This window comes from uncultured Fibrella sp. (genome assembly GCF_964250085.1).
In the GTDB taxonomy this organism is placed as follows: Bacteria; Bacteroidota; Bacteroidia; order Cytophagales; family Spirosomataceae; genus Fibrella.
In genome coordinates, this window is record NZ_CAXUEC010000001.1 from 591624 (window position 1) to 616196 (window position 24573).

18 protein-coding genes are annotated in these 24573 nt (G+C 47.1%); 5 read left to right on the forward strand and 13 right to left on the reverse strand.

Annotated features, from left to right (window positions below; all coding sequences use genetic code 11):
* The first annotated feature begins 74 nt into the window (after window positions 1–74).
* The 3 genes from recQ to ACFE8Q_RS02420 all read left to right on the forward strand — a co-directional run bounded on the left by recQ (window position 75) and on the right by ACFE8Q_RS02420 (window position 4980).
* Window positions 75–2306, forward strand: coding sequence for a DNA helicase RecQ (gene recQ, locus ACFE8Q_RS02410; RefSeq protein WP_375443754.1), 2232 nt, complete (start codon window positions 75–77; stop codon window positions 2304–2306).
* 100 nt (window positions 2307–2406) lie between these two features.
* Entirely contained in the window at window positions 2407–3690 is a 1284-nt protein-coding gene (gene purD / locus ACFE8Q_RS02415) for a phosphoribosylamine--glycine ligase (protein WP_375443755.1), read from the forward strand.
* Between the two features lie 120 nt (window positions 3691–3810).
* On the forward strand, window positions 3811–4980 hold the full coding sequence (locus ACFE8Q_RS02420) for a stage 0 sporulation family protein (protein WP_375443756.1): 1170 nt from the start codon (window positions 3811–3813) through the stop codon (window positions 4978–4980).
* Between the two features lie 151 nt (window positions 4981–5131).
* On the opposite strand, the gene ACFE8Q_RS02425 is transcribed toward ACFE8Q_RS02420, so the two are convergent.
* From ACFE8Q_RS02425 to ACFE8Q_RS02445, 5 genes are all read right to left on the reverse strand, one after another.
* On the reverse strand, window positions 5132–5758 hold the full coding sequence (locus ACFE8Q_RS02425; RefSeq protein ID WP_375443757.1) for a 2OG-Fe(II) oxygenase: 627 nt from the start codon (window positions 5756–5758) through the stop codon (window positions 5132–5134).
* Window positions 5758–6069 carry an NADH-quinone oxidoreductase subunit NuoK gene (gene nuoK, locus ACFE8Q_RS02430; protein WP_375443758.1) on the reverse strand — a complete coding sequence of 104 codons (312 nt, stop codon included), beginning with the start codon at window positions 6067–6069 and terminating at the stop codon, window positions 5758–5760. The genes ACFE8Q_RS02425 and nuoK overlap by 1 nt, the downstream gene beginning before the upstream one ends.
* 107 nt (window positions 6070–6176) lie before the next feature.
* Window positions 6177–6707: an NADH-quinone oxidoreductase subunit J gene (locus ACFE8Q_RS02435; protein WP_375443759.1), complete on the reverse strand. Its 531-nt coding sequence runs from the start codon at window positions 6705–6707 to the stop codon at window positions 6177–6179.
* 61 nt (window positions 6708–6768) lie between these two features.
* Window positions 6769–8223, reverse strand: coding sequence for a 4Fe-4S dicluster domain-containing protein (locus ACFE8Q_RS02440; RefSeq protein ID WP_375443760.1), 1455 nt, complete (start codon window positions 8221–8223; stop codon window positions 6769–6771).
* A 120-nt stretch (window positions 8224–8343) separates the two neighbouring features.
* A complete protein-coding gene (locus tag ACFE8Q_RS02445; RefSeq protein WP_375443761.1) occupies window positions 8344–10752 on the reverse strand; it encodes a thiamine pyrophosphate-dependent enzyme in 2409 nt (802 codons plus the stop codon).
* 308 nt (window positions 10753–11060) lie between these two features.
* On the opposite strand from ACFE8Q_RS02445, the gene ACFE8Q_RS02450 reads away from it, so the two are divergent.
* On the forward strand, window positions 11061–11492 hold the full coding sequence (locus ACFE8Q_RS02450) for a DUF1573 domain-containing protein (RefSeq protein WP_375443762.1): 432 nt from the start codon (window positions 11061–11063) through the stop codon (window positions 11490–11492).
* Between the two features lie 240 nt (window positions 11493–11732).
* Entirely contained in the window at window positions 11733–12635 is a 903-nt protein-coding gene (locus ACFE8Q_RS02455; RefSeq protein WP_375443763.1) for a prohibitin family protein, read from the forward strand.
* Between the two features lie 76 nt (window positions 12636–12711).
* On the opposite strand, the gene ACFE8Q_RS02460 is transcribed toward ACFE8Q_RS02455, so the two are convergent.
* The 8 genes from ACFE8Q_RS02460 to ACFE8Q_RS02495 form a co-directional block, all read right to left on the reverse strand.
* A complete protein-coding gene (locus tag ACFE8Q_RS02460) occupies window positions 12712–13581 on the reverse strand; it encodes an alpha/beta hydrolase (RefSeq protein ID WP_375443764.1) in 870 nt (289 codons plus the stop codon).
* 92 nt (window positions 13582–13673) lie between these two features.
* Entirely contained in the window at window positions 13674–14900 is a 1227-nt protein-coding gene (locus ACFE8Q_RS02465; RefSeq protein WP_375443765.1) for a serine hydrolase domain-containing protein, read from the reverse strand.
* Between the two features lie 195 nt (window positions 14901–15095).
* Window positions 15096–16475, reverse strand: a complete 1380-nt coding sequence (locus tag ACFE8Q_RS02470; RefSeq protein ID WP_375443766.1) for a sugar transferase — start codon at window positions 16473–16475, stop codon at window positions 15096–15098.
* Between the two features lie 151 nt (window positions 16476–16626).
* Complete coding sequence (locus ACFE8Q_RS02475; protein ID WP_375443767.1) at window positions 16627–18054, reverse strand: capsule assembly Wzi family protein; 1428 nt, start codon at window positions 18052–18054, stop codon at window positions 16627–16629.
* Window positions 18055–18368: 314 nt separating this feature from the next.
* Complete coding sequence (locus ACFE8Q_RS02480; RefSeq protein ID WP_375443768.1) at window positions 18369–19511, reverse strand: glycosyltransferase; 1143 nt, start codon at window positions 19509–19511, stop codon at window positions 18369–18371.
* Window positions 19512–19606: 95 nt separating this feature from the next.
* The gene (locus ACFE8Q_RS02485) at window positions 19607–21523 is read right to left on the reverse strand and encodes a beta strand repeat-containing protein (RefSeq protein WP_375443769.1); all 1917 of its coding nucleotides are present in this window, start codon (window positions 21521–21523) and stop codon (window positions 19607–19609) included.
* A 255-nt stretch (window positions 21524–21778) separates the two neighbouring features.
* Entirely contained in the window at window positions 21779–23125 is a 1347-nt protein-coding gene (locus tag ACFE8Q_RS02490; protein WP_375443770.1) for an O-antigen polymerase, read from the reverse strand.
* A gap of 160 nt (window positions 23126–23285) precedes the next feature.
* Window positions 23286–24365, reverse strand: a complete 1080-nt coding sequence (locus ACFE8Q_RS02495; protein WP_375443771.1) for a glycosyltransferase family 4 protein — start codon at window positions 24363–24365, stop codon at window positions 23286–23288.
* Window positions 24366–24573: the final 208 nt, after the last annotated feature.

Consider the following 24573-nt stretch of genomic DNA (forward strand, 5'->3'; position numbering starts at 1 on the left):
AGGCCACCGTTATACATACACACACAAAGATAGATACTCACGCAAGCTCCACTCACCTTCCGTAGTAGCGTACCATGATGCAAATTGACAATTCCGTCCAGACAACCCTAAAGGAGCGATTAAAAGAAATATTCGGGTTCGGCCAGTTTAGGGGAGAACAGGAAGCAATTATTCACAATATACTGGCAGGCCGCAACACCTTTGTTATCATGCCAACCGGGGCAGGTAAATCGTTGTGCTACCAGCTACCGGCCATCGCCTCTGAAGGGACCGCCATTGTGATTTCACCACTGATTGCCCTGATGAAAAACCAGGTCGATCAACTCAATGCCTTTGGCATCAACGCGCAGTTTCTGAACTCGACCCTCTCGAAATCCGAGATGACCAAGGTGAAGAAAGATACCCTCAACGGGACGCTCAAACTGCTGTATATCGCCCCTGAATCGCTGACGAAGGAAGAAAACCTGGATTTTCTGAAAAAGGCCGTTATCTCGTTTGTGGCGATCGATGAAGCGCACTGTATTTCGGAATGGGGGCATGACTTCCGCCCCGAATACCGCAAAATTCGGGGTATCGTTGATAACATCGGCCACCATTCGGGCCGTATGGGGTTGCCCGTTATTGCTCTCACGGCCACGGCCACGCCCAAAGTGCAGATCGATATTCAGAAAAACCTGAATATGGAAGATGCCGACGTCTATAAAACGTCGTTCAACCGGAAAAACCTGTACTACGAGATTAAGCCGAAGGTGGACGCTAAAAAGGCGCTCATCAAGTACGTCAAGCAGAATAAAGGTAAATCGGGCATTGTGTACTGCCTGAGCCGTAAAACGGCCGAAGACATTGCTGAACTGCTGCGTGTCAACGATGTGAAAGCACTGCCCTACCACGCCGGTCTCGATCCGCAAACGCGCATGAACAATCAGGATGCGTTCCTGAACGAAGAAGTCGACGTGGTTTGCGCTACCATTGCCTTTGGGATGGGCATCGACAAACCCGACGTTCGCTTTGTGATTCACTACGACGCGCCAAAATCGCTGGAAGGGTATTATCAGGAAACGGGCCGCGCCGGCCGTGATGGGCTGGAAGGCAACTGCGTGATGTTCTACAGCTACGACGACATTCTGAAACTGGAGAAATTCAACAAAGACAAACCCGTTACCGAGCGCGACAATGCCAAACACCTGCTGTCGGAAATGGTGTCGTATTCGAACCTCGGTGTATGTCGGCGGCGGCAACTGCTGGGGTATTTTGGCGAATACGTGGAGAAAGACTGTGGCTTCTGCGACAACTGCCTGAAACCCACGCCGAAGTTCAAAGCGCAGGCCGAAATTATTATGGCCCTCCAGGCCGTATTGCAGACCGACCAGCGGTTCGATGTCAGCCACCTGGCCGATGTGTTAACGGCTACGGATAATCAGTACGTGACCAGCTACGAACACGACAAACTGGAACTGTATGGCAAAGGCCGGTCGTTCAGTGAAGATTGCAACATCTGGTGTTCGCTCATCAAGCAGATTACCATCTACGGTTTCCTGGAAAAGGACGTCGACAACTATGGCGTGCTCCGGGTAACGCAGAAGGGCATGAACTACATTGAAGACCCGTATCCGGTCATGCTCTCGCAGGATCACGACTACGAGCAGGATACCGCCGACGCCAAAGAGGAGGCCGACGATGCGGCTGCACAGGCTGCCAGCGGAGGAAACGCCTACGATGAAGAACTGCTTGGTTTACTGAAAGCGCTGCGCAAGAAGATTGCCAAAGAGAAGAACCTGCCCCCCTACGTTATCTTCCAGGACCCCTCCATGGAAGAGATGGCCACCACGTACCCCGTTACGCGGGAGGAAATGGCCCAGATCAACGGCGTGGGTATGGGTAAGGTGCAAAAATTCGGCAAGCCCTTTATCGACCTCATTACCAAGTACGTTGAGGAAAACGAAATTGAGACAGACAAAGACGTCGTTGTTAAATCAACGGTTAATAAGTCGAAGATCAAGATTTATATTATCCAGCAGATCGACCGGAAAGTAGATCTGGAAGAGATTGCCGAAGCCAAGGGCCTTACGCTCGTAGATTTGGTGGAGGAAGTGGAGCACATCTGCTATTCCGGCACGCGCCTTAACCTCGATTACTACATCGACCAGATTATCGACGAAGACCGGCAGGACGAGATTTTCGAGTACTTCATGCGGGCCGACACCGATAATATTGCCGTCGCCCTAAAAGAATTTGATAGTGACGATTTCACCGAACAGGAACTGCGCCTGATGCGCATTAAATTCCTCTCGGAAGTAGCTAACTAAGTCATTGGACATTGGTCAGTAGTCATTAGTAGTATTGCCAGAATGAAGGTACTCAAGCGAAGCGACCAATGACCAATGCCCGATGACTAATGACCCAAAAATGAATATACTTATACTTGGCTCGGGGGGGCGTGAACACGCATTTGCGTGGAAACTGACCCAGAGCCCTTTGTGCGACAACCTCTTTGTGGCCCCCGGTAATGCGGGTACGGCGCAAATCGCAACCAATTTGCCATTCGCCTTTTCTGATTTTGCCGCTATTGCCGAAGCGGTACGTACCCATAAGATTGATCTGGTACTGGTTGGTCCCGAAGAACCACTGGTGAAGGGAGTGGTGGATTATCTGCGTCAGCAGCCTGATATGGCTTCATTGCGCATTGTTGGTCCCGATGCGCAGGGTGCTCAGCTAGAGGGAAGTAAAGACTTTTCCAAGCGGTTTATGGCCCAGCATAACGTACCTACGGCCTCATCGCAGACGTTTACCGGGGAAACCATCGACGACGGATTAACGTACCTGGAAACTCATTCGCTGCCCATTGTATTGAAGGCCGACGGGTTGGCTGCGGGAAAAGGCGTGATTATTGCCGAGACAGTTCAGGAGGCTCAGGATACGTTGCGTGAAATGCTCGGCGGCCGGTTTGGTGAGGCGGGGCATCGGGTGGTAATCGAGCAGTTTTTGCGGGGAATCGAGCTCTCGGTTTTTGTGTTGACAGACGGGGTAAACTACAAAATTTTACCCGAAGCCAAAGATTACAAACGGATTGGTGAAGGTGACACCGGCCCTAATACGGGGGGAATGGGTGCCGTGTCGCCGGTTGTTTTTGCGACGAAGACATTTCTTCAAAAAGTAGAAGAACGCGTTGTAAAGCCTACACTGGCCGGCCTCCAACAGGAGGGAATCGTCTATAAAGGCTTTATCTTTATTGGGTTGATGAACGTGAAAGGCGAACCTGTCGTCATCGAATATAACGCCCGTATGGGCGACCCGGAAACGGAAGTAGTGCTCCCGCGCATTCAGACCGATCTGGTTGAACTGCTGGTAGCGGCCGCAGATGGGGAACTGGACAAGATAACGATGCAGGTGTCGCCTCAAACCGCTGTTACAACGGTGCTGGTCGCCGGTGGATACCCCGATGTGTACGAAAAGGGTAAACCCATTACTGACCTTGACCGGCTGGACGATGTAACGGCTTTTCACGCGGGAACAACCAACCACGATGGTTCGGTGGTGACCAACGGTGGGCGGGTGCTGGCCATTACGGCCCTGGCAAACTCGCTCGAGAATGCCGTCCGAAAATCGCAGGAAGCGGCCCGGACGGTGAGTTATGACGGAAAGTATTTCCGAAAAGATATAGGGCTGGATCTGATCCGGTACCAAGATTAAGTGATTTTGGAGTGGGGATTTGGGATGTCGGATTGTTGCTGACGCCAGAGTAAACCACGCGTCAGCCAATCCGACATCCCAAATCCCCAATCCAAAATCAATTGTAGTAAACTAAAAAATATGGGATGTCAATCCTGTGCGGTTGGCGGGTGTGGGTCTAAAGCGAAAACAACCGATAGTGGCGGGGCCGAAGTGGCAGCCAAAACGGCGGGTTGTTCGAGCGGGGGCTGCTCATCCGGTGGCTGCAATAAATTAAATTCATTCGACTGGCTAAGCGATATGTCGCCGATTGCTGGTCCGGCCTACGGGGTCGTGGAAGTGAAATTCAAAGGTGGCCGGAAAGAATATTACCGGAACGTCCATAACCTCGACCTTACCACGGGCGATTTTGTGGTCTGCGAAATGACATCAGGTTACCATCTCGGTGCCGTGTCGATGCAGGGCGATCTGGTTCGGCTGCAACTGAAGCGCAAACATATTCAGATCAACGACGATACGAAGGCGATTCATCGTCTGGCTACGGCCCGCGATCTGGAAAAGCACGAACAGGCCGTACTGCGCGATCTGCCCAGTTTGTACCGCGCCCGCGAGATCGTGCGCGAACTGAAACTGCACATGAAACTGTCGGACGTGGAGTTTCAGTCAGATAACACGAAGGCGACGTTCTACTATTCGTCAGAAGAGCGCGTCGATTTCCGGGAGCTGATCAAGATGCTGGCGGGTGAGTTCAAGGTGCGCGTGGAAATGCGGCAAATCAGCCTGCGTCAGGAGGCGGGGCGGATTGGCGGTATTGGCTCGTGCGGTCGTGAATTGTGCTGTTCTACCTGGCTCACCGACTTCAAGAACATCACGACGTCGGCGGCGCGGTATCAGAACCTGTCGCTGAATCCGGCCAAGTTATCGGGTCAGTGCGGGCGGCTAAAATGCTGCCTCAACTACGAACTCGATACCTACGTGGATGCCCTGCGCGATATTCCGACCGTTGAAAAGCCGCTGGAAACGCAGAAAGGCCGCGCCTTTTTGCAGAAGACCGACATCTTCCGCAAAATCATGTGGTTCGGCTACAGCTCAGAAAGCACTTGGCATCCGTTGCCGATCAAACTGGTAAACGAGATTGTGGCGTTGAACAAGCAGGGGATCATTCCCGAATCGTTCGACGTGCTGACGCCGGTGGGCGAGAAGGAAGTGGTGCCCCTAGCCGCCCTCAACGCCGACCTCACGCAACTCGACAAGAAATACGCGATTCGTGGTGGTGGCGGAAGTAGTGCAAAGAAGAGAAAGAAACGGTAACGTACCTGGCTCAACATTGACAAAGATGCCCCTGATGATAAATCAGGGGCATCTTTGTGTTTCTATAATCGTTGTTGCTCGCTTTTGTCGCCAGAAACGTCTAGCCTTGTCAGTAATGCCGTATCTCGAAGACATGGCATTACTGACAAGGCTAATCCGTTCGTAACCAGCCCGTAATGCTCAACCGGTCGCGGCTGGCGGGCAAGACTTCATGTTCGAGCAGGCCACTATCGAAACAGACCAGGCGGCCACCAACCGGTTCGATAAGCGTAGTTTGTTCGCTACCGTCTGGCTGGGGCAGGTACACCGCTAATTGCCCACCGTCGGTCGGTTGCCAGTTATCGTTGAGGTAACAGACGACAGACAGCCTGCGCCTCGAATCGGACCGGAACCGGTCGAGATGACGCTTGTAGAACGTACCTGCGGGATAGCGGGCGTAATGCAGTTCACTATCCCGTAGGCCGAGGTAACAGGTTCGGTTAACGTACCCAATAAACTGATCGATCCGCTCCAGAAAAGCCGATTCTTCGGGTGTTACCGTAGCAACGTCGAGCCATAAAATCTCATCGCCGCGAATGGCTTTCTCCACGGCGGCCTGTCCACTCTGGTCTGCCGCCCGGCCAATACCTGCTTCGCGAAATTGCCCCGCTGCCTGTCGCTTTTGTAGTCGGTTGCGTAGGGCCACTACTTCGTTGGGCGCAAGAAACGAGTCGACTACGCCGTAGCCAGTTTCCAGAATACCATCGATGAGCGACTCAAACAGGGCTTCCGTGTTCATTATTGGTTGAGATCCGTGAGTTCATCCAGGCGTACCGTTCGGAAATGGCGATAGACCTGAATGATCATTGAGAGCGCCACGGCAGCCTCGGCGGCGGCCACAACAATAACAAACAAACTGAATAGCTGACCCTGTAACCGGTCGGGGTCATACTGGCTAAACGCTACCAGGTTCAGATTGACGGCATTGAGCATCAACTCGACACCCATCAGAACCACCACCGCGTGGCGTTTGACTAGCACTACGGCCAGCCCGATACTGAACAGCGCAGCGGCGACTAAAAGTAGAATGCCAGAAGAGAGAGGTTCCATGTTGTCGGTTATCAGTTAGGTTATTAGTGACCAGTTATCAATGGATCCGGGTGGCAAGACCGATTAGAGCTTAGCGGAGCCATTGATACTTGTTCATTGATAACTGGTTATTGCTTAAGTTTTGCCAGATAGCCCGATCCAACAAGGGCTACCAGCAACAGAATACTAATAATTTCGAAGGGCAACACATACTCCGTCATCAGTTGCCGCCCGATGGTGTCGACTGTTGTTGCTGCTGTTGAAGCGGGCCGGTCGAAGACGACAAAATGGGCATTAATAACCAACCGGCTTAATCCCCAGAACAGACCAGCCGCCAGCAATAACGCCAGCCAGGGTCGACGATTTTCTGTCAATATGCTGTTCGATCGTTCGCTAACGGGCTTGTCGCTTGTCGTTGCAGAAGCAGGCTTGTTCGTTAGCATGACGCCAAACAGCACCAACACCAGCACCCCACCAACGTAGACTACCAGTTGCGATACGGCCAGGAAATCGGCTCCAGCAAATACGAATAGTGCCGCTACGCCCAGCAGCGTTAATAGCAATAGGTAAGCCGAATAAAGCACGTTTCGTGTGAGCAGTATCCCAACGGCACTCGCCAGCGTCAGGGCGACAAACGAGAAAAAAGCGATCTGAATCAAAAGGAACAATGGGTTAAGATTTGGTCTCGATTGATACGTACTGGTTTGTAGTCAGCACATATCAATCAGACGATTTGGGCTTCATAGTTGGCCGGAAAGCCGGTTTCGGTTTAATCGTCGGCGTTTCTTCTGGAAGTGAAACTGGCGTTTCACTCGCCGACGCTTCCGGCGACGTACCTGACGGATCTTCTGCCGCCGGTTTTGCCCCCGCTGGCTTCATTGATGGGCGGAAAGCCGGTTTTGACTTCACTGGTGCCAACGATTTCTCGGTAAGTTGTTCAACTGGCGCATCCGAAACAGTCGGCGTTGTAGTTGTCTCAATGTTATCAGCAGGCTTAGCAGTAGCCGGTTTCATGGACGGTCTGAACGCTGGTTTTGGCTTTGGTGAAGCAGCTTCAGGTACGTTTGTTTCGTCAATAATGGGTGTAGGAGGGACTGGCACTGGCGCCGCAGGTTTCATAGAAGGACGGAACGGAGCGGTTTTTTTCGGAGCAGGCTGCTGGCTGGCTTCTACGTCAGGGGCATTCTTTTCGGCAACCGTTAGCGGTTCCGTCACGTTCGGTTGCTCGGCCACACCAATCATGGCAATGGCTTCGGCTTCGTCAGGAGCGGGGTCAGTCAGCGGGTGAAGCTGGTTGCCTTCCGTAGAATTTCCCGTTGCTGCGGGCGGTGTGTCTGCTTTAGGCGCAGGTTTCATGCCTGGCCGGAAAGCAGGGCGAGGTTTAGGCGGCGTAGCTGGTACAACCGGATCAGGTACGTTCGAGTCTGTAGGTACGTTGCCTGTCATGGATTCATCAGGTACAGGCTGCTTCGCTGGAGTGGCGTTGACTGGTTCGGTAGCGGGCTCTGCCGGTGCTGGTTTCGCTGGCGCTTTCATGCCCGGTCTGAAAACAGGCTTCGGTTTAACCGGCTGGTCGGCGGCAGGTACTTCACCCGCACCTGGCTCGGCTTTGCTCCGTTTGGCGGCTTCTTTCTCCTGAACAAACTGTTCGTACAGTGCCCGTTTTTCATCGGCCTGTTCGGGCGTCAGATTGGCAAATTCGTAGGTCAGATTGCCCAGTTCAAACGTGCTGTAATCGAACTTCTTTTCCATCGTCAGGCATTCGGTGGGGCAAACCACGGTGCACAAACCGCAGTAGCAGCACTTGGCCATGTCGATATCGAACTGGGCGGCGTAGAGTCTGATGGGCGAACCATCTGATGCTTTACCAATTTCTTCAGTAGCCTTGATCGGATCGATGGTAATGCAATCGACGGGGCAAACCTTAGCACATTTATCGCAGACAATACAGTCATCTATCTCGTTATGAAGCCGATAGCGGCCATTGTCGGGAATAGGTAATTGTTCGTGCGGGTACTGCAAGGTGACCAGCCCATCGGTCAGCTTGAAATAGTTATCATCTGCCACCCCCATGGGCTCGCGGCGATGCGTGGCATTACGCAGGTGCCGAACCGTTAAACTAAGGCCCTTCAGCGTGGTGCGTATGCCGTCACTTATATCAGAAAAGTAAGACATGAGTCAACAAAGAGTGAATGAATGAGAGAGCGGTCTGCCGTTGCGGTAAATAACGAACAGCCACTCTGGATAAACCATGTGATTGGTCGCTCTTTCAGTCTTCCCCTCCTTCACTCATTATTAATACAAGGCAGGAAACCGGTTTGGTTCGGCCTCCTGCATGAGTTCATACACCGCTTCGAAAACATCATCAACGGATGGTTTCGAGAAATAATCACCATCTGAGCCATAGGGCGGGCGGTGGGCTTTAGCCGTCAGCGTGCGGGGAGCCGAATCCAGGTAGCGATACCCATTCTGCTGATCCAGCACCTGTTGCAGCATATAGGCCGAGGCACCACCAGGAAAATCTTCGTCGGCAAACAGTACCCGGCTTGTCTTCTTAAGCGATTCGATGATCGTGCCCGTCAGGTCGAACGGTAATAATGTCTGAACGTCGATCACTTCAACGGAGATTCCGGTTTCGGCTAATTGCGCGGCGGCTTCCATCACGATCCGGCACATCGATCCGTAGGTCACCACGGTTATGTCGGAACCTGGTTGCAAAATATCGGGTGCTCCCAACGGCAGGCAGAAATCAGCGATGTTATCGGGTAAGCGTTCTTTGAGCCGGTAGCCATTCAGGCACTCGACTAGCAAGGCCGGGTCATCGCTTTTGATCAGGGTATTATAAAAACCCGCTGCCTGCACCATGTTGCGTGGTACCAGCACATGAATGCCGCGCAGGCTGTTGAGCATTGCGCCCATCGGTGAGCCGGAATGCCAGATACCTTCCAGCCGGTGCCCACGGGTGCGAATGATCACCGGCGCTTTTTGCCCGCCTTTGGTCCGGTACAGGAGCGTAGCCAGATCGTCGGTCAGCGTGGCCAGGGCATAGAATATATAGTCAAAATACTGAATCTCAACGATAGGACGCAACCCGCGCATGGCCAGGCCAATACCTTGACCAATGATGGTGGTTTCGCGAATGCCGGTGTCGGTAATGCGTAGGTGGCCGTACTTCTCCTGAAGACCGGCGAAGCCCTGATTTACATCGCCGATATGGCCCACATCTTCGCCAATAGCCACGGCACGGGGTTCGCGACCAAACAGGCTATCGAAGTAGCGTTGCATGATCAGGTAACCATCCAGCATCGGGCTTTCATCCGAGTATTGGGCTGGCACAGGTGTCACGCGGAGTGGCGACTCGTCGGATTGGCTGTAGAGGTGCGAACTGAAGCGATCGGTATGTTGCTCGGTTGCGTTTTTCAGCCAGCGTATCAAGGCTTGCTTACCCTGCCCCTGGTCGGCGCGGAGTAGCCGAAGCACGTGGCGAACGGCTGCCACCGAATCACGATAAAGAGGGGTTATTGCCTGTTGCAGTTCCATCCGAATTGCCATGATATCGGCTGATTTGGGATGGTTTCGGGCAGCTTGTTGCAGCAAGTCAAGTACGTCCGTTTGTTCGGCCAGCATTGGCTTCTGATAGGCTTTCCATGCCGCATTACGCGCCTCGCGGGCGGCGGCTAAGGCTTGCTTTTCAAGCGTAACGAGTTCCTCTTCCGTAGCAACCTCATTGGCGAGTATCCAGTTACGGAATTGGAGGTTGCAATCATGTTCCCGCTCCCAGGTTAGCCGGTCGGCGGGCTTATAGCGTTCGTGCGAGCCTGAACTTGAATGGCCCTGTGGCTGGGTCAGTTCCTGTACATGAACCAGCACAGGTACGTGTTCGGTGCGGCAAATTTGGGCAGCTTTTTCGTAGGTTTCCAGCAGGGCGACGTAGTCCCAGCCTTTGACCGTGAAAATGGCAAAGCCTTTATCGTGCTCGTCGCGCTGGAAACCAGCCAGCGCTTTTGAGATGCTCCCTTTTGTAGTCTGTAGTTCAACCGGCACAGAAATACCGTACCCATCATCCCAAACAGACACCAGTAAGGGCACCTGAAGCACGCCCGCGGCATTCATGGTTTCCCAAAACATGCCCTGTGAGGTAGAGGCATCGCCGATGGTGGCAAACGTGACTTCGTTGCCCTGTCGCGAAAACTGCGTTAGCTCGGCCAGTTCAGGATTATTGCGATATAGTTTCGAGGCGTAGGCAAGCCCGACCGAGCGCGGAATCTGACCGGCGGTAGGGGCGATATCACAGGCTGAGTTAAATAAGTCAGTCTGGCTTCGCCAGTGACCCTGTTCATCAAGCCAGCGTGTGGCAAAGTGGCCATTCATTGACCGCCCCGCCGTGTTGGGATCGTGCGAAAGGTCAGTATGGGCGTAGAGCTGGGCAAAAAACTCGGTCCAGCGAAGTTCGCCCAGTGCGGCCACGAAAGTTTGGTCACGGTAATAACCGGACCGGAAATCGCCGCGTTGAAAAGCGCGGGCCGCCGCCAGTTGTGCTACCTCTTTACCATCGCCGAAGATGCCAAATTTGGCCCGCCCGCCCATCACGTCTTTGCGGCCCAGCAGGCTAACCTGTCGGCTCTCGCAGGCTATTCGGTAATCGGCCAGGATGGTGTCCCGGGTTAGAGCGTCCGTTGTGCGAAGGGATTCATTTGCAATCACAGCGTGAGCACGGGTTAATGGTCAAAATTCTGAATGATGAAGTTGTGGGCTGACTAGGTGGCGGATAAAAAAAGTTGGCATCCGATTTAAACCCTTGCGGCATTGATTGTTCTAATGCACTGTAGCAAGTGGGTTATAAAACCTTGCGTAGTAAAAGTACGGCAAAGGAACGCATCGATCAAAAAAACGATTTTTTCGATTTCTTTGTTGAAACCACAGCCGCCAAACAGTCTTTGGCAAAGCGTTTGTGGTATATTTGTTTTAGCATCTGAATCTACCAGACAACCAAACCAATATCTGATTAAGCAATGAAAACCGCATTATCACTTTTCGTAGCTCTTTTTGCCTTTGTTAGTGTTAGCTTCGCCCAGGACGGGGTGGCTACGTTTGCCAAAGAAGCCCATGACTTCGGTAAAATAGAGCAAGGCAAGCCCGTAACGTACGTATTCTCATTCAAGAATACAGGTACTGCTCCTATCGTGGTTACTGATGCTACGGCCTCTTGTGGCTGCACCAAGCCATCATGGTCGAAAGAGCCAGTTGCACCAGGTCAGACGGGTAGTGTGTCGGCTACCTTCAACGCTGCTGGTATGGGTCCGTTCAACAAAACAGTTACCGTTACCAGCAACGCCAAAACATCAACGGTTTATCTGACCCTGAAAGGTGAGGTTGTATCGAAAGAAGCCGCTGAAGCTGCCGCTCAGGCTGCTCCTGCCAGCAAGAAGAAAGGAACAAAATAGGTTTCAAGTTTCAGGTGGCGGATTAATCAACTACTCGAAACGTGACACTTATTTTTAAACTCTTTTACTGAAGGGTTAATTGATCAAGTAGTACCTGAAAAGCATCCGGTAGTGTACCGGGTGCTTTTTTGTTGGTCATACCCGGCGACCGATGCTATAGGCCCGTATCCGTTCTTCCTGCATATGTTGCTAACGCGTTGGAATTGACTACGTTTGACCCAGTCTTAACTACGCAAAGCTATGTTTTTCATCGTTATTGGTATCGCTGTGCTCATCGCCGGCTTTGCCATCAATACGCCTTCTCTTTCATTCTCTCACTACGCTCGCCCAGTCAAAGTAGTTGGGATTGTTCTGATTTTAGCTGGTGCATTAACCGCCAGTATCCGCCAGATCGACGCTGGTCAGGTAGGTATTGTTTCGCTTTTCGGAAAGGTAACTGACACGGTGCTCATGCCTGGTCTGAACTTCGTCAATCCGCTCGCTTCAGTAACTGAGTTCGACGTGAAGACGCAGAACTACACGATGTCGGCCGATGTTGACGAAGGCGAAAAAAAGGGCGACGACGCCATCCGCGTTCTCACGGCTGACGGCCTGGAAGTAGTGGTTGACCTAACCGTCTTATATCGGTTAGTTTCAGCGGATGCACCACGAATTTACCGCGAGATCGGCACTGATTATAATGATAAAATCGTACGGCCTGTAACACGTACCCGCATACGCGATAATGCTGTTTATTACGATGCAGTGGCTCTTTATTCATCCAGACGTGATGAGTTTCAGAATCGTATTTACAAGAGCATCGAAGCCGACTTCAGAAAACGCGGCTTATTGCTGGAACAGCTATTAATTCGGAAAATTAACCTGCCCAACTCAGTGAAACTGACCATCGAATCGAAGATTAGTGCCGAGCAGGAAGCGCAGAAGATGCAGTTTGTATTGCAAAAAGAACGCCAGGAAGCGGAGCGTAAACGGGTTGAAGCACAGGGTATTGCCGATTACCAGAAGATTCTGTCCACTGGCCTGAGCGATAAACAGTTGCAGTACGAGCAGATTAAAGCGCAGAAAGAACTGGCCGCTTCACCCAATGCCAAAATTGTAATCATGAATGGTCGTGGCAACGTACCTATGCTGTTGAATAATTAGTTGATTGGTTATTGGTTAACTGAGACAGGCCCTGCGTTATACGATGGCCCACCTCAGTTAACCAACAACCAATCAACTAATTGCCCATTCTGACCTGTTTCAGCCAACCTTCTAATGCGGCGGGCCAGTTGGATACTGATTCTCCGGCTTTCGTGCGTAAGGCAAAACCGTGACCACCAGTGGGATATAGATGCATTTCGGCGATAACTCCCTGTTTAAGACAAGCTAAGTAATAGTTTATACTGTTTTCGACAGGTACCGTCTTGTCGTTCATCGAGTGTACCAGGAAAGTTGGTGGTGTGGTAGCTGAAACCTGTTTTTCGTTCGAATAATAGTCGATCCAGGTAGGGTCTGTGGCTAACGTACCCAGCAGTTTAGTGCGTGAACCCGCATGCGCCTTGTCGCCGAACGTAATGACGGGATACATCAGGATCGAGAAGTTAGGTTTAGCCAGTTGATCAGCTTGTGGGCCTTTATCGTAATGTGTCGAGAGGGTAGCAGCTAAGTGGCCTCCCGCCGAGAAGCCCATTACCCCAATTTGGTTAGGGTCAATCTTGTACTTGGCTGCCTGTTGCCGGATCAGGCGCATTCCCTGCATGGCATCAGAAAGAGGTGCTTCGTGGGGCGTTTTTTGCAATCGTGCATCGGGCAAACGATACTTCAGTACAAAGGCAGTAATTCCTCGATCGGCTAGCCAGTTGGCAATATCAGACCCTTCATGTTCTGCCGCCAGAATCGAGTAACCGCCGCCCGGACAGATCATAACCGCACTCCCTACAGCCTGTCCTTTTGCCGGATACACTGTCAGCGTGGGCGTAATTACATCACTGATACGTAGAATACCGCCACTAGTAGTACTTTTCTCCGTGATGGTAGTCGACTGCGCCGTGGATAGTACATTAGGCATGCCGTTGGCTGGCCACAGAGGAATCACTTCTTGGGCCATAGTTGCTATAGGAAGAAGACAGGCAATGGTAAACCGGGTCAGCGAAAATAGGGTCATAAAAAAGGGCTTTGTGCAGAACAAAGCCCTTTTCATTAAATCTCTACCTCTCCGTCGGTGGTATCAACGCCCTGTTTAGGACTACCATGCAGTATATCGATCAACTCCTGAACGCGATAGACCGTAGAGTTCAGCCGATTGCCTAGAATGATGATAACGTATTCGTCTTTCGGGCTAAACCAGAACATGGTATTATACCCCTTCCACCAGCCGGTATGGTAAATAAATTCAGGCTGGTTCATCGCGTCTAACTGCATACGGAACCCATAGCCATAGTTGCGTGCACCTTTTCGTTCAAAGCTACGGGGTACGAAGGCCTCTGCCAGCGACTTACGCGACAGTAGGCAGTCGCCGTTCAAGGCACGATACCAACGAAACAGGTCTCCAATGGTTGAATAAACACCTTTATCCCCCACCACATTATCGAAATAATCTTTTGGAATACGCCGGTGCATTTGATAACCTGCCGTTCGAAAGAGGTTGATCGAATCATTTTTGGTAGTAGCTACATACGTATCATGCATGCCCAGGGGCAGGAATATGGTGCGACGTAAATACTCATCGAAAGGTTGTTTGGCTACCTTTTCTACAATGGCGGCCAGCACCATGTAATTCGTATTGTTGTATGAGAAGCCCCGGCCAGGTACGTTATATTTCTTCGGTGTTGGCTTTACGGTGGCAAACCAGTGCATCACGTCGGCATTGGTGGGCAGCTTCGGGTCTTTCCGGTAGTAGTTCACCTTCATGCTATCGTCGAACGAATAGACATAGTTTGGTAAGCCACTCCGATGACTGAGCAAATCGCGAATCGTTATATCGTGATAAGGGAAATCGGGAAAAAAGCGCTGAATGGAGTCCGTAAAAGCCAATTTGCCCGACTCTTGGAGCTTTAGAACCGCAATAGCCGTGAACGTTTTAGAGAGCGACGCCAACTGAAATTTCGACTGTTCGACCAGCGAGTCGCGGGTATCTTTTTCGAAGTGAGCCAGCCCAAAGCAATGTTTATAGAGAACAATGCCTTTCTGCGCCACCAGCACGTTCCCGTTTAACCCGCCACGTACTTTCTGCTGGATAATAGCCTCGATTTGGCGGGTTTTCTCATCAGCCCCAATAGCTGATCGGAGATTTACTTCTTCTACTGGTGATAATACCTGTTCTTCAGCGCAATTGCGAAGCTCCGCCGCCGACTGGTTCGACTTGTATTGAGTCGATTGGCCGCAGGAAATACCAAGCGCAAGTAGTAATAATAGGGGGGCTTTCATGACCCGGCGACGCAACATCAATCTCATCAGCACAAAACCAGTCGCACAATGCGGTTACTTTACTAAAGGGGCAATATAATAAATGAGTATTCGTCTACGAATGCTATAGGGTGACTTTGTAAAAATAGCGTCACCTTGACAGGCAATCAACGCCTGATGGCAATAAAATAGCGTTAAAATATGCTTAAAGCTGATTCAGCGGCCTCGGCCTTGAGCCATTACCCGCAGGGTATGAGCAATGATCCATAGGTCAAGCCATAGCGAGCGGCGCTTGGGATAGAGCAAATCGAAGCGCAGGCGTTCAACCATTTCATCGACGTTAGCAGCATAGCCAAAGCGGATTTGACCGATTGACGTAATACCCGGCTTGACCTTCAGAAGCTCGGTATACTCTGGAGCGATTTCCGTTATTTTATCAATGAAATACTGTCGTTCAGGCCGCGGGCCAACGACTGACATGCTCCCAAACAGAACATTTAAAAATTGAGGAAGCTCATCAATGCGTGTCTGCCGCATGAATCTACCCCAGGGAGTAATTCGATTGTCGATCTGCCCCTGTGATAAGGAAGGACCTTCCTTCTCGGCATCTACGTACATGCTACGGAACTTATAGATCATGAACGGCTTACCTCTATGTCCTATCCGCTCCTGCATATAAAAAATCGGCCCGGTTGATGTAAAACGGGTAATCAACGCCACCAGAATGAAGATGGGGGAACCAGCTAGTAAAACGGCCATTGAAAAAGCCACATCGAAAGCGCGCTTGAGAAACGCTACCCGGAAGTTGTCGAGATCTTGTGGAGAGAGGTTAAGAACAGGTAAGAAATCATGATATTCGACTGAAGCCCCTTTTGCCAGGAATCCCCTGAAATCGACTAAAAGTTTTACCTGAAAATCAAGGAATTCTGATTGATCGATAATACCCTTCAACTGAGTATTGTCGATGTAAGGCAGGCAACAATACACACAGTCAATCTCTTCTTTCCGGACAAACTGAGCTAAATCGGTATAGGACCCTGTTAATGCTTCTTTATTATTCTCTGTAGGCCAATCAAAATAGCCCTGGAATCGGAAGCCCATTTCAGGGTGTATCTTGTAGAAATCAGTGATTGTTTGTGCCAGCTTGCCGTAACCCACCACGACAAACCGACGGCTGTTATAGCCTCTTGCCCGGTATTCCTGGAGAAATAAAAGACCGCCCAGTCTGAACAGCCCACCGGTTAATAAAAACAGGATATAGGTATAAGCTAGTTGTCCTCTTGAGAAGTAAACACCTCGCACAAACAGCCAAAACAAAGCAATAACTGCTGCGTGAAGCGCTGCGAGGTAGACTAGTTTTCTAAGCAGAGGTATTGCTTTAAAGAGCTGACGGGGGAAAACATAGGGTCGAGTCAGCAACACGATTGTTGCCCATACTACATTAAAAGCAATCCAAAGTGATTGGTATGGCGGCTGAGCAATACCTACCATTTCCCCAAATTTCAACCAATACGCACCAGTAAAAGACGCGTTTAGGCACACGAAGTCAAAGAAAACGTGCAGTGGGAAAAGTAGAATGGAATAACGATGCCTCATAAACCTAGGCTGCTAATGATCATTGTAAGTTACGACTCAGGAACATACAAGGTAGAACCTTATTAGGGAATGGCTCAAGGCCTTGCTCACAAATATAGTCTTTAGCTATCAGATAAATAGTATAAAGTTGGTGGAGCCTATTAGAAATGTCCTATTTGACCCAACTACGTCGTATACCTAAATACAAGCCTGCACCAGTTGGGTACAGATCTCCTGCGTCAATAGCCAATCGTCCGATCAATTCCGTGCCATCCAGAATGGCTCCTATACTTCCCTGAGACTGAATTGTTGCAGCTATCTGAAATAAGGAAGAAAACTGCGTAATCGGTCGGGGAAATGGACTATCATATGTTCCTAGATTCCTACTAAGCGACAATTTTGTCATGTAAGTAGGACTTTGCTTTAGCCATCGTGCTTGAATAGGCAACGTACCTGAGGCTGCTAGGTGCCAGGCATATAGTCTATTATTGATCGTATAACCACTAAAAGAGGTATTTCCATTGACGTCATAGTAGGGGTTAATAAAAGGAGTACCAATGGTCTGACGCTGATAAGCCCAACCATCGCGGAATTGTGCGTTATTGAAATAATTCACTTTTCCCCGCCGCTGCGGATCTTCAATTACGAACTCGGGACCCCCTTGGCTTGTGGTGTTTAAAAACTCAAAGAGAACAGTTTGAACGAGTGCATTCGGCGCGTGACTTCGGAGCCGAATCCCGTTCAAACCATCAGACAAGCTTGTAAGGTAAAACAGCGCCCCAGAGTCGAAAGGGTTTTGCCGGTAGATGAATAGCGAATGGGTTCGCAGATCGACTTCCAATGCCAGGTCGATCGATCCCAAATGATTCCCGATCCGGTTTGTCAAATCGAAATCGGTTAAGTTGCTGCCTATCGGAATGACTGATTGACTGCCCGTCCTTAAGCCGGACACAACCAACAAATAGTCCTGGAAGCTGGCGGGAAGCCGTTCTGAGGTTACAATCCCTGTTCCAACTAATTCAGGACTGATGCCCCCCCAGACCACATTGTGATTTATTCCACTGTAGGCTCGAAACGTACTTTGCGTTTTCCCCAAACGGAAAAAAAGAGATTTCTGATGCAAAAAAGAATGGCGAACATAGGTGCCGCCCATCCAGCCATGAGCAAACGTACCCATCACTGATAGCCATCCTTTTGTAAAGCCAATAGGCTTATAATAAGGAATTCCAATCTGGATCTTAGGAACTGGTAGTGCGTTACCTGACCAACTGTAGGAACCAGATGATAGTAATGTATCAGCTAAGCCGAATGTTTCTCGTCGCCTACCGACATAAGCTTCTAAAATGCCAAAACGAACTTTAACGTATGCCTGCTGAAGAAGGGCAACCTGAGTTGGAGCAAAGTTGACGTTTGTCGACCCGTTGACGACCAAGTCAACCCCATACCCAATATCAACCTTTGCTCTGGTAGTATCATAGTCAGTGCTAAGACCTATTTTGACTGTAGCAGAAGGCGCATTGTATGGGATGGACCCATACTGATTCGTTCGCAACCAGAAAGGGGTCTTCGACGTTGACGATAAGATTGTTCCTGCTTCCATCTGGTACTGATCAGGTTGTCGCACAATGGACGTTTGTGCGTACGATCTGTGAATACCGCAGAGGAGAAGAAAAGAGAAAAAACAGTATTTCACTAGCAAAAGCCAATTTAGAGCCTGGTTCGGATTGGTGAGGTAGCGAATCAGCTATGTTTATAATCACAATCTGTTTGCCAATGGCAAAGGTAGTTACTAGGTTTACAATAATTTAAAAAAGCAACCTCGTCCGAAATGGGCATCTATGAGCCAGCGCTTGGTAAAATAGTCAGTATAAAGGTTTTATTGTCTACTCAATTTGGGTACGCATTCCAAGTTGTTTAATTTTCCAGCTTACGTTGCCGAAATTCTTCATATTTGTCTAATACAAAGGATTTTATCTTCTCGATAAAACGTGGTTCATCGAACTGCTCTGCATGTTTTCGTATGAAATACGGATTGAACTCTTGCTCAATCTGCTCAAATTGTAATACAGCACTTTTTAGACTTTGCACTGTTTGGCGGTCGAAAAACACAGCCGTAGCTTTTTTTGGGTTGTCTTGTACTGGCAACTGAGTAGCCAAAACTCCACCAGCATTATAAGCAATGACAGGTTTACCAGCCGCGTTGGCCTCGAGTGGTGTAATGCCGTAATCTTCATGTTGTGGAAAAATAAATGCTCGGCAACCAGCATAAACATCAGCTAATTCAGCTCTCGATAGGCCCTGTTTGAAGGTTATATTCTCTCTTGCATGCGATTTAATCTCGTTGGCTTGCAAGCCCTTACCAACAACAACTAATGGGTAACCTAACTCGTTAAAAACTTCTATTACTAAATCTACCTTTTTATAATACTCTAATCTAGAGACAACCAGGAAGTAATCACCTGGTTGCGTTGACACATAGAAGCTACCGGCATTAACAGGGGGATTAATAATGTCAATGTCGTTGCGAATAGAATAAGCCTTACGTAACCTATCAGCTGTTTCTACTGTCATAGCTACATAGTAATTGGGCCTCTGTGCAAATTTAAAATCGATAGTTCGGAGTGTATTAACTACTTTGTCAAAAAGTAGACGTTTAATGCCTTTGGCTTCAGCATACTGAGCATAAGAAGATGGGTCCCATGCCAGGCGAAACGGAGTAAAACTGTAACTAATGACTAGCGCCTCAGACTTGGTTTTCACATACTTCGCACAATGAGTACCTGACATTAAAACTACATCGTAGCTAGTCAAATCATGTGATTGCATTGCCCACACGCCTAATGGAAAGAATACTTTCTTCATGACATCATCCGTTTTTACTAAATGCTGAAGCCATGATGGATGAACCTCACAGGTTTCGAATTCTGAGAATGTCAGTTCTGGTTGATAACATAAAGTGTATATAGGTGCGCTAGGAAAGGCTTTATGAAAGCTTAACGCCACTTGCTCGCCTCCAGCCCTACACATCAATCCATCTTGTACGAGAGCGATTTTCACAGTTTTCGTTAAAGAGTATAGTACGGCACAAAAGTAAGTGCCAGAACAATACATATTGTTCTGGCACTTACTTTTAAGCGTACACGTGAGGTAGGCTACTTTGAAATGCTTCTTTTTTTAGAAAGTGCCTTAAGTCGACTTTCAATATTGGCATTGTGACGCTTTATGAATTGGTTCTCTTTTCTGAGTTCAATCATATAAAGGGTCAATTCCTCAATTTTTTCTAAAAGCTTAGCATCCATCTTACCAACGTCAACACCGTCACGCACTACGTCGCTTGCTGATGGAATTCCTGGCAGATGCCCATGCTGTTTAATATATTGTTCCACTTGGTTGAGAGAAGACAAGTTATAGGTCTTTTCAAATACCTTATCTGACCATTCACTAGTGTTAGCAACAGCGACCTTCACTTTTTCTGTTAAAATGCCTTCACTTACGAAGAGACGATAACCTGCTGGAGTTTGGCTAACTCCAGGGCCAATGACAACTCCGCCTGTATTACTATTAAGGAGGTTATCGCCAGCTATCTGCCAGTTACTGCTCGAAGGCTCGTTACCTGTACGAGCTGAACTATTGGTGCTGCCTAATACAACATCACCATTAGAGTCTACAGTGAGAAACTTATTTGTGCTGAGAACGGTAGCCGGACTGTTGCTTTTCAAATTCGATAATCGAAGTCCAGAAGTATTTGTGGTAGAACTAACGATGTCTAGTTTATTACCAGGAGCTGTTGTGCCAATGCCAATATTTGCATTATTACCAAGTATGAGCGAATTTGACATTGATACTTTTGCGTTCGCTCCAATTGCAGCGGCATTGGTTAGGTTAGGAGCAGAGGCAGGTACTCCTGAACCAGTGCCGAGAAATGTGTTTAAACTCCCTGTTTTATTTTCAGCACCTGCATTCGGTCCAACAAACACGTTGTCGCTGCCGTCAGTATTAGAAAAGCCTGTATAGGTGCCAAGAAAAAGATTGCCATTACCGGCTTGATTCGATATGCCTGCACCGTTACCCAGGAACGTATTTGAAGATCCGGCAACATTATAATAGCCCGTTTGTGTGCCTAAGAACAAATTGTTACTACCCGACTTGTTCTGGCTACCCGCTTGGGTGCCAATAAACACGTTTTTTTCTCCATTTGTATTGCTAACACCCGTGTTAGACCCTATAAATGTATTATTGTTGCCATCCACATTAGCTAGGCCTGCTCCAACCCCTATAAACGAATTGCCAACGCCTACGCTATTAGCATAGCCAGACATGAAGCCCAGGAAGATATTTGATTGTCCAGAGGTATTATTATAGCCAGAGTTTGTGCCCAAAAATAAGTTTTGGTAACCGGTTGTGTTTTGATATCCAGTGAAACTGCCAATAAACGTATTATTAGAAGCCGATATATTGGATTGGCCAGCGTTTGCTCCCAGAAAGGTATTACCTACACCATCTTTGTTACCCTGCCCAGCCTTTGCTCCAATAAACGTGTTTTTACTACCTGATAAGTTACTGGAACCACTTAGAGATCCTACAAATACGTTTGAACTACCAATAGTATTTGCTCCTCCTGCATCAGACCCAATAAACGAATTGTCACTACCCGTAGTATTTGAATAACCAGACCCAACGCCTAAAAATGAATTATAGCTGCCTGAAGTATTAAAATATCCTGCATTATACCCCGTAAAGCTATTATTAAAACCTTCCTGATTGTTGTAACCTGCAAAGCTGCCGAGAAATGTGTTACCATTACCTAGATTATTGTTAAAGCCAGCACTGAAGCCTAGAAAAGCATTATTTTGCCCAGAAGAATTTTTGTTCCCCGCTTGAGATCCCACGAACGCGTTTTGGGTTCCGGCCATATTTAAACTACCTGTTCCTCGGCCAACCATCAAATTGCTGCTGCCACTCATGTTTGTGTTTCCTGCTCCCACTCCTATTAGGGTATTATCTGCTCCTGGAGTAACAGATGAAGGTGCAGTTGATACATAATTTGATTGAGCTTGTAGTTCGGACATACAAAGCAGCCCAATGAATAGTGTCAAAGTAAATCTGCGTACCATATTCTTGGTTGGATTAAAACATGTAAAAACCAAATATTCTAAAAATCTTTGAACTCGAGTTTGTTAGAAACTTAAAGCTATTATGCTAGTTTTAATTAGCAGCCTTTACTTAAGTACTATTAATCAGCTTAGACGGTGGTTAGAGGTAACTTGATGTGAAAGATAATCTCTATTAATGTTAATGACAACTTAAAAACTACATTTAAGTAATTATGTGTCAAGGCGCATTCTGGATAAAATAGAGAGGGCCGCTAAAAGAAATATGATTATGTAAAAACTCATAGTTCCTGCTGATCCTGTTAAGTATGATATAAAGCTTGAATAGACTATTACGCTACTAGCCTTTACAACGTTACCTTGACTTGTATACTTTTTCGTAAAATAGTCTACACGCCGTAGTATATAGCCCCATATAATCCCAAATAGTGCTACACCAATTATGCCAAAGTTTAAATACATCTCTCCAAACACGCCCATTCTCAAGCCAGGATGAGTAGTTTCGTCAAGACCTGCTGCCCTGACAGTAAGCTTACCAATTCCCCAAGTTTCACGGATAGGATACAGAGAAGATGGTATAAATGATAAAAATGCGGCGAGGTAACTACGACCTAAATAATATTCTCGATTCCAGTTGCCTAAAACCCAGCTAAAATCACGAACGTCTGAAAATGTGTTTCCGTAGAATATTTCCGCTATAAAAGATAGGGCTACTAAACTAGGGTCTGTGCTTGTTTCGTCTGTGCTGTTTCGAATATAAGCTAATAGCATAACTAAAAACAAAATTACAGATATAGCAGTCATTACTTTTGTGAGAGATATATATCCATTTCTCTTGTACATTATATAAAAGACCCCAAAGCTTATTCCCTGTAAAATTATCGGTGCTCTTACTCCTAAAAAAAAACCAAATACTACAAGAAATCCAAATAAAGTTTTGTCAATATTGTTGTTGAACTGAAGAGATCTAATAGAAATAATTATAAATGCTATCTCAAACGTAGAAATTATTAGTATATATATTGGCATATATTTCGTATTTAACATGAAAAACTCTCTTGGGTTCTTCATAAGGCCTGAGCTAACTATAAAAAACAAAAACCCAATTAAAACGACTATATATGATAAAATAAAACCTCTCGATATAAGTGGATTTTTAACTATTGATATGTAAAAGCGTCCAAGATAGTTGGAAAAAGGAATCAACATTAGTTCTATTAACACGAATGGTTTCTCCTTGTCAAATAGGTATTTACCTACATAGGCACAAGAAAAACCAGTCAACGATACGATAAAAGCTTCGCTAGAATGATCCTGTATTATGTACAGATTGTTTAAGCCAAGTACACTTAAAATATTTAAATCAGAGTTATCAAATGGGTACATGATTAGCACAGGTACGAAGAAAAATAAAAACATGTTATAATACCAAAAATCTATATAGCCACCTGTTTTGCGATAATGATTATACCATCCATATAAGAACCAAAAGATAAGTAATAAGTCCAATGCCATTAACCACTTATTGTAACCTACAATTCCTCCTAAAGCCTGTGTCATACTTTAACAAATTTTAGAGTTGCTAAAAAGGATAAAGATAAATTTAAATAATGGCCAATAGTTAATGGACACATAAAACGATTAAAAACACATTTTGAATACAATATGTAATAAATAACTATAGCTAAAGATTTAATTACTGGTAATCTATAATTGTAAACTAATGTGCGTTAAGAGAATCAATAATACTGATAAGTTTTATTGATGACTGATGCCAGCTAAACTTAGACAAGCGTTCATAACCTCTCTTTACAAGTGTGTTACTTAAATTTTTGTCAGATAAAATTTTAGAAAGACCTTCAGTTATACTGTTAATATCATAAGGATCAACATAGATACTTGCATCTCCACATACTTCAGGTAAACTTGTTGTATTTGACACTAGCGTTGGACAGCCGCAAGCCATCGCTTCGAGCGGTGGAATGCCAAATCCTTCAAAGTAGGATGGGTAGGCAAATACACAAGCATTCTGATATAATTCTATCAGCTCATTGTCATCTATATAGCCGGTAAAGACGATGCGAGAATCATTAGCAACTAATTGTTTTAAATCATTGTTCGCAAATACTTTGTGTTCAGATCCAACAATAACTAATCTAGTGTTACCGAAGTTACCGGCTTTAAATGCTTGAATTAAACCCTTAAAGTTTTTTCGGGGATCAATTGATGAAACGGCTAGAATGTAATCGCCATATTTTGAAAACTTCTCCGGTTTTAACGATGATTCCGAAAAATTCCTCGAAACACTCGGATAAATTATATCAATCTGTGATGCAGGTACGTTATAATACTTAGAAATATCATTTTTTGAACTTTCACTTATAGTGATGATTCTCTTAGCATTAGCTACTACTTTTGGGACAAAGAAGTTGTACAATAACGAGAACTGCTTTGAGAACCATTCGGGGTGTAGTTTAAATGATAAGTCTAGGACAGAAACGATATTATTTGAATAAGCAATAGGAGCCAAATTGCAAAGATTTAGTAATATAGGGCTACCATTTTGACGTAGAATTAGTGGTAATTCAAATTGCTCCCACAATATTCCCTTTCGCAATTTGCCTATCACTTTTACATCCAGTTCTTCGGCAATATCCTTATGAATGATGTTGTCTGGGGCCAGGAGAGTAATTGTAGGTTGTAACTGTTTGATCCCACGACATAACTCAATCGCAAACCGTTGTGTGCCAGTAATAGGTTGAGTTAAAAAGCGAGCATTTACTACTACTGGTCCAAACATAGCTTTGTTATTATTAGTGATACAAGCTTTTAGCTTGACTAATATGGTATTCTCAGCAAAAGTAATTGAGAAAATACATTTCGCCACATTTATTATTAATTTGGCATGTATATAGCTGTTGTTGAACCTAATTACCTATCTCAGTTACTACTCAGCACTGTTTTTAACTTGCTTCTTACCTTATACACTGGACATTTGTTGAAAACTT